The organism is Streptomyces pseudoechinosporeus, assembly GCF_054783935.1.
In genome coordinates this window covers 75,616-89,482 of the sequence record NZ_BAAGPS010000025.1, presented here as the reverse complement: position 1 = coordinate 89,482, position 13,867 = coordinate 75,616, and the positions used below count along the sequence as shown (strand labels likewise).

At 69.2% G+C, this 13,867-nt stretch carries 12 protein-coding genes; 7 read left to right on the top strand and 5 right to left on the bottom strand.

Annotated features, from left to right (window positions below):
* Positions 1-13: 13 nt before the first annotated feature.
* The gene (locus ACYVO6_RS27405; protein WP_461065625.1) at positions 14-1,450 is read right to left on the bottom strand and encodes a gamma-aminobutyraldehyde dehydrogenase; all 1,437 of its coding nucleotides are present in this window, start codon (positions 1,448-1,450) and stop codon (positions 14-16) included.
* A 162-nt stretch (positions 1,451-1,612) separates the two neighbouring features.
* Here ACYVO6_RS27405 and ACYVO6_RS27400 point away from each other — a divergent pair, with 162 nt between their 5' ends.
* The 7 genes from ACYVO6_RS27400 (at position 1,613) to ACYVO6_RS27370 (ending at position 9,097) form a co-directional block, all read left to right on the top strand.
* Positions 1,613-2,134 carry an Lrp/AsnC family transcriptional regulator gene (locus ACYVO6_RS27400; protein ID WP_461065623.1) on the top strand — a complete coding sequence of 174 codons (522 nt, stop codon included), beginning with the start codon at positions 1,613-1,615 and terminating at the stop codon, positions 2,132-2,134.
* Positions 2,135-2,478: 344 nt separating this feature from the next.
* Positions 2,479-3,819 carry an RNA-guided endonuclease IscB gene (gene iscB / locus ACYVO6_RS27395; protein WP_461065694.1) on the top strand — a complete coding sequence of 447 codons (1,341 nt, stop codon included), beginning with the start codon at positions 2,479-2,481 and terminating at the stop codon, positions 3,817-3,819.
* Positions 3,820-3,843: 24 nt separating this feature from the next.
* Positions 3,844-5,205 (top strand): aspartate aminotransferase family protein, encoded by a 1,362-nt coding sequence (locus tag ACYVO6_RS27390; RefSeq protein ID WP_461065621.1) that lies wholly within the window; start codon positions 3,844-3,846, stop codon positions 5,203-5,205.
* Positions 5,206-5,432: 227 nt separating this feature from the next.
* The gene (locus tag ACYVO6_RS27385; protein WP_461065619.1) at positions 5,433-6,176 is read left to right on the top strand and encodes an ABC transporter ATP-binding protein; all 744 of its coding nucleotides are present in this window, start codon (positions 5,433-5,435) and stop codon (positions 6,174-6,176) included.
* Complete coding sequence (locus tag ACYVO6_RS27380) at positions 6,158-7,405, top strand: hypothetical protein (RefSeq protein WP_461065617.1); 1,248 nt, start codon at positions 6,158-6,160, stop codon at positions 7,403-7,405. Before ACYVO6_RS27385 ends, ACYVO6_RS27380 begins: the two co-directional genes overlap by 19 nt.
* Before the next feature lie 101 nt (positions 7,406-7,506).
* A complete protein-coding gene (locus ACYVO6_RS27375) occupies positions 7,507-7,914 on the top strand; it encodes a VOC family protein (RefSeq protein ID WP_461065615.1) in 408 nt (135 codons plus the stop codon).
* Between the two features lie 49 nt (positions 7,915-7,963).
* The gene (locus ACYVO6_RS27370; protein WP_461065613.1) at positions 7,964-9,097 is read left to right on the top strand and encodes an LOG family protein; all 1,134 of its coding nucleotides are present in this window, start codon (positions 7,964-7,966) and stop codon (positions 9,095-9,097) included.
* A gap of 28 nt (positions 9,098-9,125) precedes the next feature.
* Here the strand turns inward: ACYVO6_RS27370 and ACYVO6_RS27365 are convergent, their stop codons facing one another.
* The 4 genes from ACYVO6_RS27365 to ACYVO6_RS27350 are packed head-to-tail and all read right to left on the bottom strand — an operon-like array spanning position 9,126 to position 13,771.
* Positions 9,126-9,941, bottom strand: a complete 816-nt coding sequence (locus ACYVO6_RS27365) for a maleylpyruvate isomerase family mycothiol-dependent enzyme (RefSeq protein WP_461065611.1) — start codon at positions 9,939-9,941, stop codon at positions 9,126-9,128.
* Positions 9,942-9,951: 10 nt separating this feature from the next.
* Positions 9,952-10,983, bottom strand: a complete 1,032-nt coding sequence (locus ACYVO6_RS27360; protein ID WP_461065693.1) for an ABC transporter ATP-binding protein — start codon at positions 10,981-10,983, stop codon at positions 9,952-9,954.
* Positions 10,984-11,021: 38 nt separating this feature from the next.
* Positions 11,022-12,704 (bottom strand): ABC transporter permease, encoded by a 1,683-nt coding sequence (locus tag ACYVO6_RS27355; RefSeq protein WP_461065609.1) that lies wholly within the window; start codon positions 12,702-12,704, stop codon positions 11,022-11,024.
* Complete coding sequence (locus tag ACYVO6_RS27350) at positions 12,680-13,771, bottom strand: thiamine ABC transporter substrate-binding protein (RefSeq protein WP_461065607.1); 1,092 nt, start codon at positions 13,769-13,771, stop codon at positions 12,680-12,682. Before ACYVO6_RS27350 ends, ACYVO6_RS27355 begins: the two co-directional genes overlap by 25 nt.
* Positions 13,772-13,867 lie beyond the last annotated feature (96 nt).

Sequence of the window (13,867 nt, the reverse complement as noted above, 5' to 3'; positions counted from 1 at the left end):
ATGTGAGGCGTCGTCAGTCCAGCGACGTCATCACGTGCTTGATCCGCGTGTAGTCGTCGAAGCCGTACGACGACAGGTCCTTGCCGTAACCCGACTTCTTGAAGCCGCCGTGCGGCATCTCCGCGACCAGCGGGATGTGCGTGTTGATCCAGACGCAGCCGAAGTCGAGAGCCTTGGACATGCGCATCGCGCGCCCGTGGTCCTTCGTCCAGACCGAGGAGGCCAGCGCGTACTCGACGCCGTTGGCCCACTCGAGGGCCTGGTTCTCGTCCGTGAAGGACTGGACGGTGATGACCGGCCCGAAGACCTCCTTCTGGATGATCTCGTCGTCCTGCTTGACGCCGGAGACGACGGTCGGGGCGTAGAAGAAGCCCTTGTCGCCGACGCGCTTGCCGCCGGTCTCCACGCGCGCGTGGGCGGGCAGTCGCTCGATGAAGCCGCTGACCTGCTTGAGCTGGTTGGGGTTGTTCAGCGGCCCGTACAGCACATCCTCGTCGTCCGGCTGGCCCGTCTTCGTGTCGGCGGCGGCCTTGGCGAGCGCGGCCACGAACTCGTCGTGGATGGACTCCTGGACGAGGACGCGGGTGGCGGCCGTACAGTCCTGGCCCGCGTTGAAGAAGCCCGCGACCGAGATGTCCTCGACGGCCTTGGCGATGTCGGTGTCCTCGAAGACGACGACCGGCGCCTTGCCGCCCAGCTCCAGATGGACCCGCTTGAGGTCCTTGGAGGCGGACTCGGCGACCTGCATGCCGGCCCGTACGGAACCGGTGATCGAAGCCATCGCCGGGGTCGGGTGCTCGACCATCAGCCGGCCGGTGTCACGGTCGCCGCAGATGACGTTGAAGACGCCCTTCGGGACGATCGAGCCGATGATCTCGGCCATCAGGACCGTCGACGCGGGAGTCGTGTCGGACGGCTTCAGCACGACCGTGTTGCCCGCGGCGAGCGCCGGGGCGAACTTCCATACGGCCATCATCATCGGGTAGTTCCAGGGCGCGACCTGCGCGCAGACGCCGACGGGCTCGCGGCGGATGATGGAGGTCATGCCGTCCATGTACTCCCCGGCCGCGCGGCCCTCGAGCATCCGGGCGGCACCCGCGAAGAAGCGGATCTGGTCGACCATCGGCGGGATCTCTTCGGATCGGGTCAGCCCGATCGGCTTGCCGGTGTTCTCCACCTCCGCGGCGATGAGTTCCTCGGCCCGCTCCTCGAAGGCGTCCGCGATCTTGAGGAGGGCTTTCTGACGCTCGGCCGGGACGAGGTCCCGCCAGGCCGGGAAGGCCGCGGCCGCGGCGGCCATCGCGGCGTCGACATCCGCCTGCCCGGACAGCGGCGCGGTGGCGTACGCCTCGCCCGTCGCGGGGTTGACCACCTCGGTGGTCCGTCCATCGGCGGCATCCCGGAACTCTCCGTCGATGTAGTTGCGCAGACGACGCAGCTCAGTGCTCACTGCCGGCCCTCCTGTCAGATGTCCGATTGGTGAGACACCAACCCTAGTCGCAGTATGAACGCTTTCGACAGACCCAGGCCCCAAAGAACTTCGGAATCAGTCGTCATTCTCGAGTCATACGACTGATTTAATTGAATCTGGGTTGCGAAACAGCTGACTCTCATGCAGAGTGACGGCGTGGCAAGTCGAAGCGCAGACCCAAGGAACCCAACCGGCTCCGCCAGCCTCGATGCCGTTTCCCTAGCGATCATCGAGCAGCTACAGGAGGACGGCCGCCGCTCCTACGCCGCCATCGGCAAAGCGGTGGGACTGTCCGAAGCGGCGGTACGCCAACGCGTCCAGAAACTGCTCGATCTGGGCGTCATGCAGATCGTGGCCGTGACCGACCCGCTCACAGTGGGCTTCCGCAGGCAGGCCATGGTCGGGGTCAATGTCGAAGGCGACATCGACCCCATCGCGGACGCACTCGCGGCTATGGCCGAGGTTGAGTACGTCGTCGTGACCGCGGGCTCGTTCGACCTTCTGGCGGAGGTGGTGAGCGAGGACGACGACCACCTCCTCGAGGTGATCAACAAGCGCATCCGGGGTCTTCCCGGAGTCCGTTCCACCGAGAGCTTCGTCTACCTCAAGCTCAAGAAGCAGACCTACATGTCACTCGCTCTCCGGCGCGAAGGCCGGAGCTAGTTTCCCCTGCGGATCCAGCTCTGAGTGACCAGCCCGAGTCATCAGCGCGAAGGAGGTGCACTTCGATGACTACGTTCCACACAGGTGAGCAGACCCACCCTTCCGTGCTTCCTCAGCGGCAGGCTCTGGAACCGATGCCAGCAGACACCCCCGAGAGCAGGTGGGGGCACCTCCCAGCGGTAGCTGGGGGAGAAACGGGGCACCGGCGCGCGAACCATCACGCACCCGGTGTGGGACATGGGCGAGAGGAGACCTCCTGCGGCAGCACCCGCCGCCGGAGGCGTCACCCCGAGGACGTCGCATCGGCGTCGGAGGGAGTACCGGGCCGTGAGGCCCACTCCTGCGTGTTCGTACTCGACAAGAGGAGAGAACCACTGCAGCCGTGCTCTCCTGCAAGAGCCAGAAAGCTCCTGAAGAGCGGCAGGGCAGCAGTCGTACGTCTGGAACCTTTCGTCATCCGTCTCAAAGACCGCGCGCTCGAAGACAGTGAAGTTCCAGAAGTCGCGCTCCGTATCGATCCCGGATCCCGGTGCACCGGAATGGCCCTGACGACCGACGTCAACACCTGCGGCAACGGGGCAGTGACCCGGCAGGGGCTGTTCTCCCTGGAGCTCCGTCATCGAGGCCACCAGATCACCCTCGCACTGCGTCAGCGCTCCGCCTACCGCAGACGCCGACGTGGCAAGAACCTGCGCTATCGCGCCCAGCGCTTCAACAATCGTTCTCGGCCGCAGGGTTGGCTGCCGCCGTCGCTACGCCATCGCGTCGACACCACGGTCGCGTGGGCCTGCCGTCTCCAGCGCTGGGCTCCGTTGACAGCTGTGCATGTCGAGCGTGTCGCGTTCGACGTACGGGCGGCCGAGCACGGGCAGCCACTCCTCAGTGTGGAGTACTGCTACGGCACCCTTCACGGCACCGAGGTCCGCGAGTACCTGCTGGCCAAGTGGAACCGGACCTGTGCCTACTGCGGCGCGACGGGCGTTCCCCTGAACATCGAGCACATCCGCCCCCGTAGCCGGGGTGGTTCCGACCGCGTCAGCAACCTCGCGCTCGCCTGCGTACCCTGCAACGAGGCCAAAGCGGCCCGTCCCATTGAGGAGTTCCTCGCACACGATCCCGATCTGCTCGGTCGGATCGAGCGCCAGGTCAAGCGGCCGCTGCGCGACGCCGCCGCGATGAACGCCACTCGCTGGGCGGTGTCGGACGCACTGAGCCGTCTCGGAGTCCCCGTCCGCGCATGGTCCGGCGGCCGGACGAAGTTCAACCGCACCCAGCAGGGCCTCGCCAAGTCCCACACGCTTGATGCCCTCGCTGTCGGCGAGATTCCTCCGGACACCATCATCACCCGTCACCCAGGACGCGCCTTGGTCGTCGCCTGCACCGGCCGCGGCCGCCGTCAACGCACCGTTCCGGACCGACATGGCTTTTCCCGCCTCACCCGCCCTCGCCAGAAGACCTTCTTCGGCTTCACAACAGGCGATCTGGTTCGGGCCGACGTACGCAAGGGAAAGCACCAGGGCCTGCACACAGGCCGTGTCGCGGTGCGCTCCTCCGGCTCATTCTCTGTCCGCACCGCCCAGGGCCTGGTACTGGACACAACGCACCGCCGCCTTCAGCTCCTCCAGCGCGCCGACGGCTACGGATACACCCATCGAAAGGAGGAGGGTGTCCGGGCCCCGGCATGAAGTCGGACCCACACCCACTCAGCCATGAGCAAGGACCTCAGCAAAGCCGCGTACGACCACCTGTGGATGCACTTCACCCGCATGTCCTCGTACGAGAACGCGCCCGTCCCCACCATCGTCCGGGGCGAGGGCACCTACATCTACGACGACAAGGGCAAGCGCTACCTCGACGGTCTCGCGGGTCTGTTCGTGGTCCAGGCCGGACACGGCCGGGTAGAGCTGGCCGAGACCGCCTCCAAGCAGGCCCAGGAACTGGCCTTCTTCCCGGTCTGGTCGTATGCCCACCCCAAGGCGATCGAGCTGGCCGAGCGCCTCGCGGGCCACGCCCCCGGCGATCTGAACAAGGTCTTCTTCACCACGGGCGGCGGCGAGGCGGTCGAGACCGCCTGGAAGCTCGCCAAGCAGTACTTCAAGCTGGTGGGCAAGCCGACCAAGTACAAGGTCATCTCGCGTGCGGTCGCCTACCACGGCACCCCGCAGGGCGCCCTGTCCATCACCGGCCTGCCCGCCCTGAAGGCCCCGTTCGAGCCGCTGGTCCCCGGCGCCCACAAGGTCCCGAACACCAACATCTACCGCGCCCCGATCCACGGCGACGACCCAGAGGCCTTCGGCCGCTGGGCCGCCGACCAGATCGAGCAGCAGATCCTCTTCGAGGGCCCGGAGACGGTCGCGGCCGTCTTCCTGGAGCCGGTGCAGAACGCGGGCGGCTGCTTCCCGCCGCCGCCCGGCTACTTCCAGCGGGTCCGCGAGATCTGCGACCAGTACGACGTACTGCTCGTCTCGGACGAGGTCATCTGCGCCTTCGGGCGGCTCGGCACGATGTTCGCCTGCGACAAGTTCGGTTACGTCCCGGACATGATCACCTGCGCCAAGGGCATGACCTCGGGCTACTCCCCCATAGGCGCCTGCATCGTCTCGGACCGCCTCGCCGAGCCGTTCTACCAGGGCGACAACACCTTCCTGCACGGCTACACCTTCGGCGGCCACCCCGTGTCCGCGGCCGTGGGCCTCGCCAACCTCGACCTGTTCGAGCGCGAGAAGCTCAACCAGCATGTGCTCGACAACGAGAACGCGTTCCTGACGACCCTGCAGAAGCTGCACGACCTGCCGATCGTCGGCGACGTCCGCGGCAACGGCTTCTTCTACGGCATCGAGCTGGTCAAGGACAAGGCCACCAAGGAGAGCTTCACTGACGAGGAGTCGGAGCGCGTGCTCTACGGCTTCGTCTCCAAGAAGCTCTTCGAGTACGGCCTGTACTGCCGCGCCGACGACCGCGGTGACCCGGTGGTGCAGCTCGCGCCGCCGCTGGTCTCGGACCAGTCGACGTTCGACGAGATCGAGTCGATCGTCCGCCAGGTACTGACGGAGGCGTGGACCCAACTCTGATCTCCCTCATGCTCCGATCATCCTCATGGCTGATCAACACCGGCCCCGGTGCCGCCCGTTCGAGTGGGAATGGGCGCCACCGGGGCCGCGTACGTCCAGCCTTCCGGCCCCGACTCCCTAGCGTGCCCAGTGACCGATCGGCCCTGCCTTCGTTCCCCGGACGGGGGACTTCCTCCCGGTACGGGGGGATTCCGTGGCATTTCTGATCCGAACCGAGGTGTACGCCCATGGTGGCTCCGCCGGACAACGACGTGCTCTGGGCACGTGCCCTGCATGTCAAGCACAACGGCTCCCCCGCGCTCAGCGGCGTCTCGCTCGGGGTTCGCGTGGGCGAGATCCTCGCCGTCGGCGGCCCGCGCGGCAGCGGCAAGACCACGCTGCTGAGGTGCCTGTCCGGGCAACTCCTGCCGCAGCAGGGGGAGGTCTGGTTCAACAGCACGCCCGTGCACACCATGGGCGCACTCACCCGCGAACGTCTGCGCCGCGACCGCTTCGGCTGGATCGACCCGGCGCCCGTCCTGGTGCCCGAGCTGAACGCCTGGGAGAACGCCGCGCTGCCGCTGATGCTGCGCGGCGTAGGGCGCCGCCAGGCCAAGACCACCGCCCTGGAGTGGCTGGAGCGCCTCGACATCGGCGGTTGCGCCCGCAGGCGCCCGTACGCCCTGCTCCAGGCCGAGCGCCAGCGCGTCGCCATCGCCCGCGCGCTGGTCCCCGCGCCCACCGTGCTCTTCGCCGACGAGCCGACCGCCCCGCTGCACCGCGTCGAGAGCGCCAGCGTCCTGCGTACGCTCACGACGGCGGCCCGTTCGCACGGCATCACGGTCGTGCTGGCCACGCATGACGCGGACACCGCGGCCCTCGCCGACCGCAAGGTGTCGCTGCTGGATGGGCGGCGCGTGAACACCGTCCATCTGCCTCCGGCCGCCGAGACCGAGTCGGAAGGCCGGGCCGCGTGCTCGCTCTCCGCCTAGCCCGGGGCGCCCGGCCCGCCGTTCAGCTCCGCCGGTTCCTGGTCGCGGTGGCGTCGGCGGGCACGGGCTTCCTGCTCCTGTGCGCCCTGGGGTTCGCGATGGGGCACCCGCACGACTCCTCGGCCGCCGTGCTCCGGCTCGCGTGGTGCCTCGCGCCGCTCGCCGCCACCGTGCAGTTCGCGGTGGCGGTCGCCCGCACCGACCCGGCCACCCGTCCCCGGTCCGGCCTCTCGGCGATCGGTCTGGGGCCGGGCCGGCTGACGCTGCTCGCGGCGATCTCCACGGCGGTGTCCTGCACGCTCGGTTCGGTGGTCGCGCTGCTCTGCGTGCTCCACCTGCGCGGCGATCTGAGCGGTCTGCCCTTTGACGGCGAGGCCGCCGAACTGCTCGCGGGGAACCAGCCGTTGCCCCTTGCGGCCACGCTCACGCTGCTGGCGCTGGTCCCGATCGCCGCGTCGCTGGCGAGCGCGCTGGCACTGCGCCCGCGCGAAGGCAGGCCCTCCGGCGCCGGTACGACCCACGGGACCGGCACGCACGCAGCCGCCATCGAAGCCGGCGGTTCCGACAGCGACGCTCACCCTGACGACCCGGGCCCACCGGTGGACCCGTACCCCGCCCCTCGCCCCACTCCCACCGGCCTGCCCTGGGGTGTGGCGGTGCTCGCGGCCGGGCTCGCCGTCGAGACGTACGCGAGTCGCAGCGGCCCCGCGTCCGGTCCCGCCCTGCCCGGCTCTCTCGCGGGCGGCTCCGTCGGTGTGCTCCTCGGCTGGGCGCTGACCACGCTGGGCCTGGCGATGGCGGGCCCCGCGCTCACCCACCTGAGCGGCCGACTGCTCCAGGCGGTGCGGCCGGGCGCGTTGCGGCTGCTGGCCGGGCGCATCCTCATGGAGGAGGCGGGGCGTATCGGCCGGCCGCTCGGCGTGGTGTGCGCGGTCGCGTCGGGGGCGTACGCCATGGCCACGCTCTATGCCGACGCGCGCCCCGAGGTGGGGCCGCTCACCGTGCTGGGCGTGCTGCTGGTGGCGGGCTGCGCCGTCGGGACGCTTCTGACGGCCGCGGTCGAGGCCAAGCACGCCCGTGCGGACACCACGGCGGCGCTGCTGGGGCTTGGCGCGCCCGCCACCCTGCTGCGTGGCGCCGCCGCACTCCGCGCGGGCGCGCTGCTCGCCGTCCTCGGCCCGCTGACCTGGGCGATCGCGGGGCTGGCGGCAGTTCCGCTGGCCGACTGATCCTCGTACGAAAAAAGTTCGCGCCAGCCGATGAGTTTTCCGAGAGCCTCTGGTCTAACCCTGCGAACAACACTTCACCGCACAAAAGGGGAGAGACCGCCATGTACCAGCAGATGATCTTCGTGAACCTCGCCGTGAACGACCTCGACGCCTCGAAGAAGTTCTTCACGGAGCTCGGCTACGAAATCAACAAGCAGTTCTCCGACGAGAACTGCGCGAGCATCGTCATCAGCGACACGATCGTCGCGATGATCATGAAGAAGCAGCGCTACGCGGACTTCACGAAGAAGGAGATCGCGGACTCGACGAAGACCAGCGAGGTGCTGCTGTGCCTGAGCGCCGAGAGCCGCGAGAAGGTCGACGAGCTGGTCGACAAGGCCGTCGCCGCGGGCGGCACCGAGACCCGCGAGCCCCAGGACTACGGCCAGATGTACGGCCGCTCCTTCGACGACCCGGACGGCCACACCTGGGAGATCATGTGGATGGACCCGGCGGCCGTCGAGGGCTGAGGTCCAGGGCGCAACGCGTTGCTTACGCGGCCACTCCTAGCATGGGCGGGTGCAGACTATGCCCGCCCATGCGGCCCACCACGAAGACAGCGAGATCGAGACCCTCGAAGAGTTCGACGCGATCGTCTCCGCTCGCGGCACTCTCGCCGGATTCCGCGTCCAGGCCGTTGATCTGACGGACCGTACGCGGGAGTTGCTCACCACCGACACCGCGGGGGCCGTCTTCCTCGGTTGCCCGATGCGGGAGGAGGCGGCGGCGAAGGTCCGCGCCGTCGGCGCCTTGGTCTTCCCGCCCGTCCCTGACCTGCCGTTCGATCCGTACCGCGGTCATGTCTACACGCCCGCCGAACTGTTCGCCTTGCTCGACAAGGGCTACGAGCAGACGCCGGACGCCCTCGCCTACGCCTGGTTCCAGCAGACCAAGGCCGACGGCGACATCTACGCATCGATGCTGCGCGCCGTCCACGACGACTCCGTCTCCGACGCCCTCGACGAACTCCTGCGCGGGACGCGGGTGGTGGGCGTGATGGGTGGCCACGCGATGGCCCGCGGAACGGAGGCGTACGAGGGCGCCGCGCGGCTCGGGCGCGCGCTGGCCCGCGCCGGCTTCACGGTGGCGACGGGCGGCGGCCCGGGCGCCATGGAGGCGGCGAACCTGGGCGCGTACGCGGCGCCGTACGACGACGCGATGCTTCAGGAGGCCTGCCAACTCCTCGGCAAGGCGCCCTCGTTCACTCCCTCGATCACCGAATGGGCACGGTCCGCCTTCGAGGTGCGCGAGCGCTGGCCGAAGGGCAACCACTCGGTCGGGATCCCCACCTGGTTCTACGGCCATGAGCCGCCGAACGCCTTCGCCTCCCACATCGCCAAGTACTTCGCCAACGCCACCCGCGAGGACGGGCTGCTGGCCCGCTCGAACGCGGGCGTCGTCTTCCTGCCGGGCGCCGCCGGGACCGTACAGGAGGTCTTCGACAACGCGACGCCGAACTACTACGAATCGCGCGGCGAGCCCACTCCCATGGTCCTGGTCGACCGCGTCCACTGGACCGAGCGGCTGCCGGTCTGGCCGCTGCTCCAGTCGCTGGCCAGAAACCGTTCGATGGAGCCGCGGATCGCCCTCGTGGACCGGGTCGAGGAAGCACCGGAGGCGCTGGTCCGGCTGGCGCGGGCAAACGTCGGCTGAAGCCAAGGGACAGGGCGGGCCGCAACTGTCATCCGAACGTGGCCCGCTCCAGCCAGAACTCCAGCAGCTCCCGCTCTCCCAGGACCTCCAACTGCCCGTCCTCCAGCGGGAGTCGGCGATAGAAACCGAGCAGTACGTCGGTGAGCGGCCCGCGCAGTGCGACCGTCGCCTTCTCGTGGCCGCGGCGCCAGTCGACGCCCTTGTCGCCGAACTCGATGATCCACTCGGCGTTCAGGCCGGGCTCGGTGTCGGTGGCGTGGAGGTGGATGCTGCGGCCCTCCCCACGCAGTTCCCGCGCCGCGGGGTCGTCGGGCTCCGTCTCCTGCACGAACCGGATGATCTGCAGCCACTCGTCGATCGCGTCGGCGGCCAGCTCCGGCGCGACCTCGTAGCGCGCACCCGCCGCGATCGCCGCGTCCGCCCGGTGGATCACCGTCTCCAGCGTCATGCGCCGCGCCCAGAAACCGGCCGTCCGCTCCCAGGCCCAGGCCCAGGCCGTGGCATCGGGCCCGGCGGCGCGCAGGGTCGCGGCGGTCTTCTCGGCACCCTCGGCCAGCCAGGCGTCGAGGGCGGCGGGATCGGTGGCATCGTCTTCGTACGGCCCCTCGAAGCCGGACACCTGCGACTCCTGGACCTCGTCGGTCGCCCTCGTACGCACGATGTGCTCGACCCAGCGGTGTGCGCCGCCCACATGCACGGCGAGCTCCCGCAGCGTCCACTCCGGGCAGGTCGGGACGGTCACCGCGAGATCGGCGCCGCTCAGGTGCTCCCTCAACAGCGCGGTCTGCGCGACGATTTCGTCGCAGTAGCGATCATGTCCGAGGTCGTGTCCGGGTAGCGTCATGGTCGGCACCCTAGGTTGACGGCACCCCGTCGAGCACCACAATTTCGGCGGCGTCGAACGCCACTCCGACCTCGCCCCCTGGCTCCGGCGCATCCCGCAGCGCGCACGCCGCCTCCAGTCGCGGTGCGCCCTCCGGCTGCAGATGTACGGCGACATGGGTGCCCCGGAACGTGCGCGCCGCGACCGTGCAGCGCAGCCCCTCCGCCGACGGTACGAGCCGTACGCCCGCGGGCCTGATGAGCAGCGTGACCTCGCCCTGCGGGGCACCGGCGGGCACCGGAACCTTGCCCCACGGCGTGTCCGCGGCCTCCCCGCTGACGCTCGCTCCGACCACGTTCTCGAAGCCGAGGAAGCGGGCCACGAACTCGTCCGCCGGCCGCTGCCACACCTCGAGTGGCGTACCGGACTGGGCGATTCTGCCGTCGCGCATTACGACGACGCGGTCGGCGAGCGCGAACGCCTCGCCCTGGTCATGGGTGACCGCCAGCACGGTGGTGCCCAACTCGCCGAAGAGTTCCCGGAGTTCGACGACAAGCCGCTCGCGCAGGGAGCGGTCGAGCTGGCCGAGCGGTTCGTCGAGCATGAGCAGGCGGGGGCGCGGGGCGAGGGCACGGGCGAGCGCTACACGCTGCTGCTCGCCTCCGGAGAGGGAGGCGATGGCCCTCGAAGCGGCTCCCGGCAGGCCGACAAGCTCCAGCAACTCCCGTACTCGTACGTCCTGTTGTGCCTTCGACGCACCGTGCATCCGTAGCCCGAAGGCCACATTGCCGCCCACGTCACGCTGCGGGAACAGCTGGTGGTCCTGGAACATCAGGCCGACGCCCCGCTTGTGCGCGGGGACCCCGCCGAGGTCCCGGCCGTCCAGGAACACCCGCCCGGAGTCGAGGTGTTGCAGACCCGCGACGACTCGCAGCAGCGTCGACTTGCCGCTGCCGCTGGGCCCGAGCACGCACACGATCTCGTGCTCGGCGACGTCGAGGCCGACGGCGTCGAGGGCGGTGCGCCGCCCGAACCGTACGGTCGCTTCATCGAGCGTGAGCATCGCGTCGGGCCTGAGCTTCGCATCCCGCTTGAGCATCGTCAGAACTCTCCCGTGCGGTCGGTGCGGACACGTTCGAGCAGGAGCAGCGCCACCGCGCACACCACCATCAAGATCGTCGAAAGGGCCATCGCCTGACCGTAGTTGAGCTCGCCCGCACGCCCCAGGAGTCGGGCCACGGCGACCGGCAGCGTCGGGTTGTCGGGCCGCGCGATGAAGACGGTCGCGCCGAACTCGCCGAGCGACACGGCGAAGGCGAACCCGGCCGCGATCAGCAGGGCCCGCCGCACCATCGGCAGATCGACCTCGCGCCACACCCGCCACGGCGAGGCCCCGAGCACGGCCGCCGCCTCGCGCAGCCGTACGTCCACGGCTCGCAGGACGGGCAGCATGGTGCGTACGACGAAGGGGACGCCGACCAGCGCCTGGGCCAGCGGCACCAGAATCCAGCTGCTTCTGAGGTCCAGCGGCGGCTCGTCGAGCGCGATCAGGAAACCGAAGCCGACGGTCACGGCGGAGACGCCGAGCGGGAGCATGAGCAGGGCGTCGAAGCCCCGTACGAGACGACCGGCGTCCCGGCGGGTGAGGGCGGCTGCCGCGAGTCCGCCGATCAGCAGGGCGAGGGCGGTGGCGGCGAGGGCGTACTGGAGTGAATTGCCGATGGCCTCGATGGGCGGGACGAGGAAGACGCCGCTGTCGTCGTCGGTCAACGCCTTGTAGTACGCGAATCCGGGTGCGTCCAGCGAGCGTTGGACCAGCACGGCCAGTGGCAGTACGAGCAGGACGGCCACGGTGGTGAGGACGGAGACGAGCAGCGCCCACTGGCCGGCGCCGCGCGGCCGTCGCGCGGTCACGGAGGCGTCGACCAGGCGCAGGGCCGTCTCCCGGCGGCGTACGGTCCACGCGTGGACGGCGAGAATCGCCCCCACCGCCACGAACTGGATCATGGTGAGCACGGCGGCTGTTGAGAGGTCGAAGATCTCCGAGGTCTGCCGGTATATCTCGACCTCGAGGGTGGCGAAGGTGGGCCCGCCGAGGATCTGCACCACGCCGAAGGAGGTGAAGGTGAAGAGGAAGACCATCAGCGCGGCGGCGGCCACGGCCGGGCTCAGCGCGGGCAGCGTGACCTTGCGCCAGGCCGCGAACCGTGAGGCGCCGAGCACCCGTGCGGCCTCCTCCTGACGCGGGTCGAGTTGTGACCAGAGGCCGCCGACGGTGCGTACGACGACGGCGTAGTTGAAGAAGACGTGCGCGAGCAGGATGGCCCAGACGGTGGTGTCGAGGCGTACGCCCCACAGCTCGTCGAGAAGTCCACCGCGCCCGACCAGCGCCAGGAAGGCGGTCCCGACGACGACCGTCGGCAGGACGAACGGGACGGTGACGACCGCGCGCAGGATCTGCTTGCCCCTGAAATCGAAGCGCGCGAAAACGTATGCGCCGGGGAGCGCGATCAGCAGTGTGAGAGCAGTCGAGACAAGCGCCTGCCAGGTCGTGAACCACAGGACATGCCGGATGTCGGACTGGGCGAGCACCTCACCGACCCGCCCCAACTGCCAGGCCCCGTCGACCTTGAGGCCACGGGCCACGATCGCCGCGACGGGGTAGGCGAAGAAGAGCGCGAAGAACACGACGGGCACGACCAGCAGGGCGAGCCGCGCCGCGCTCTTCCCGGGAGCCGGTGTCCTGGGGCGTCCGGCCCTTACTTCAGTACGAGCGACGTCCACGACTTGACCCACTGGTCACGGTTCTTGGCGATCTCCTTGGGCGCCATGGTCTCGTAGTCCTCCGCCGGGGCGCCGTACTTCGTGATCTCCTCGGGGATCTGCGCGTCCTCGCGCATCGGGTACACGAACATGTTGAGCGGCATGTCGGCCTGGAACTTCATCGAGATGAGGAAGTCGATGAGGGCCTTGCCGCCCTTGGCGTTCTTGGCGTTGCTGAGCAGTCCCGCGTACTCGACCTGCCGGAAGCAGGTGCCGTAGGCGACGCCGGTCGGTGCGGTGTCCGGCTTGGGGTCGGCGAAGACGACCTCGGCGGGCGGAGAGGAGGCGTAGGAGACGACGAGCGGCCGGTCCCCCTTCGCCTTCTTGCCGCCGGCGGACCCGGAGAACTCCTCGTTGTAGGCCTGCTCCCAGCCGTCGACGACCTTCACGCCGTTGGCCTTGAGCTTCGTCCAGTAGTCCTGCCAGCCGTCGTCGCCGTATTTTGCGGCGGTGCCCAGCAGGAAGCCGAGGCCGGGCGAGGAGGTGGAGGCGTTCTCGGTGACGAGGAGGTCCTTGTACTCGGGCTTGACGAGGTCGTCGAAGGACTCCGGCGGGGTCAGGTCGTTCTCTTCGAAGTAGGCCTTGTCGTAGTTGACGCAGATGTCGCCGAAGTCGATGGGCGTGGCCCGCTTCTTCTGCTTGTCGATCCGGTACTCCGGGGGCAGCAGATCGGAGTCCTTGGCCTCGTACGCCTGGAACAGGTCGTTGTCGAACGCCCGGGACAGCAGGGTGTTGTCGACGCCGAAGAGGACATCGCCCTGCGGGTTGTCCTTGGTGAGGATCGCCTTGTTGAGGGCCTGGCCTGCGTCCCCGTCCTTGAGGACCTTCACCTGGTAGCCGGACTGCTTCTCGAAGTCGCTGATCACGCTCTTGGACGCCGCCCACGAGTCATGGCTGACGAGGGTGACGGTCTTGGACTCCGAGGCCCCTTCCCCGTCCCCGGAGCCGGAGTCGGACGACGTGCAAGCGGACAGCGTGACCAGACCGAGCCCGACGGCCACGGCCACGAACTTCTTGGTGGTGCTCACTGGATCCCTCCTGGGGATGACCAGAAGAGACGCGGCCCTGCCCGGCACTCTCGGAGAACTCCCGAGGCTCCCGGGCAGGGCGCAACAGCTGGCTCG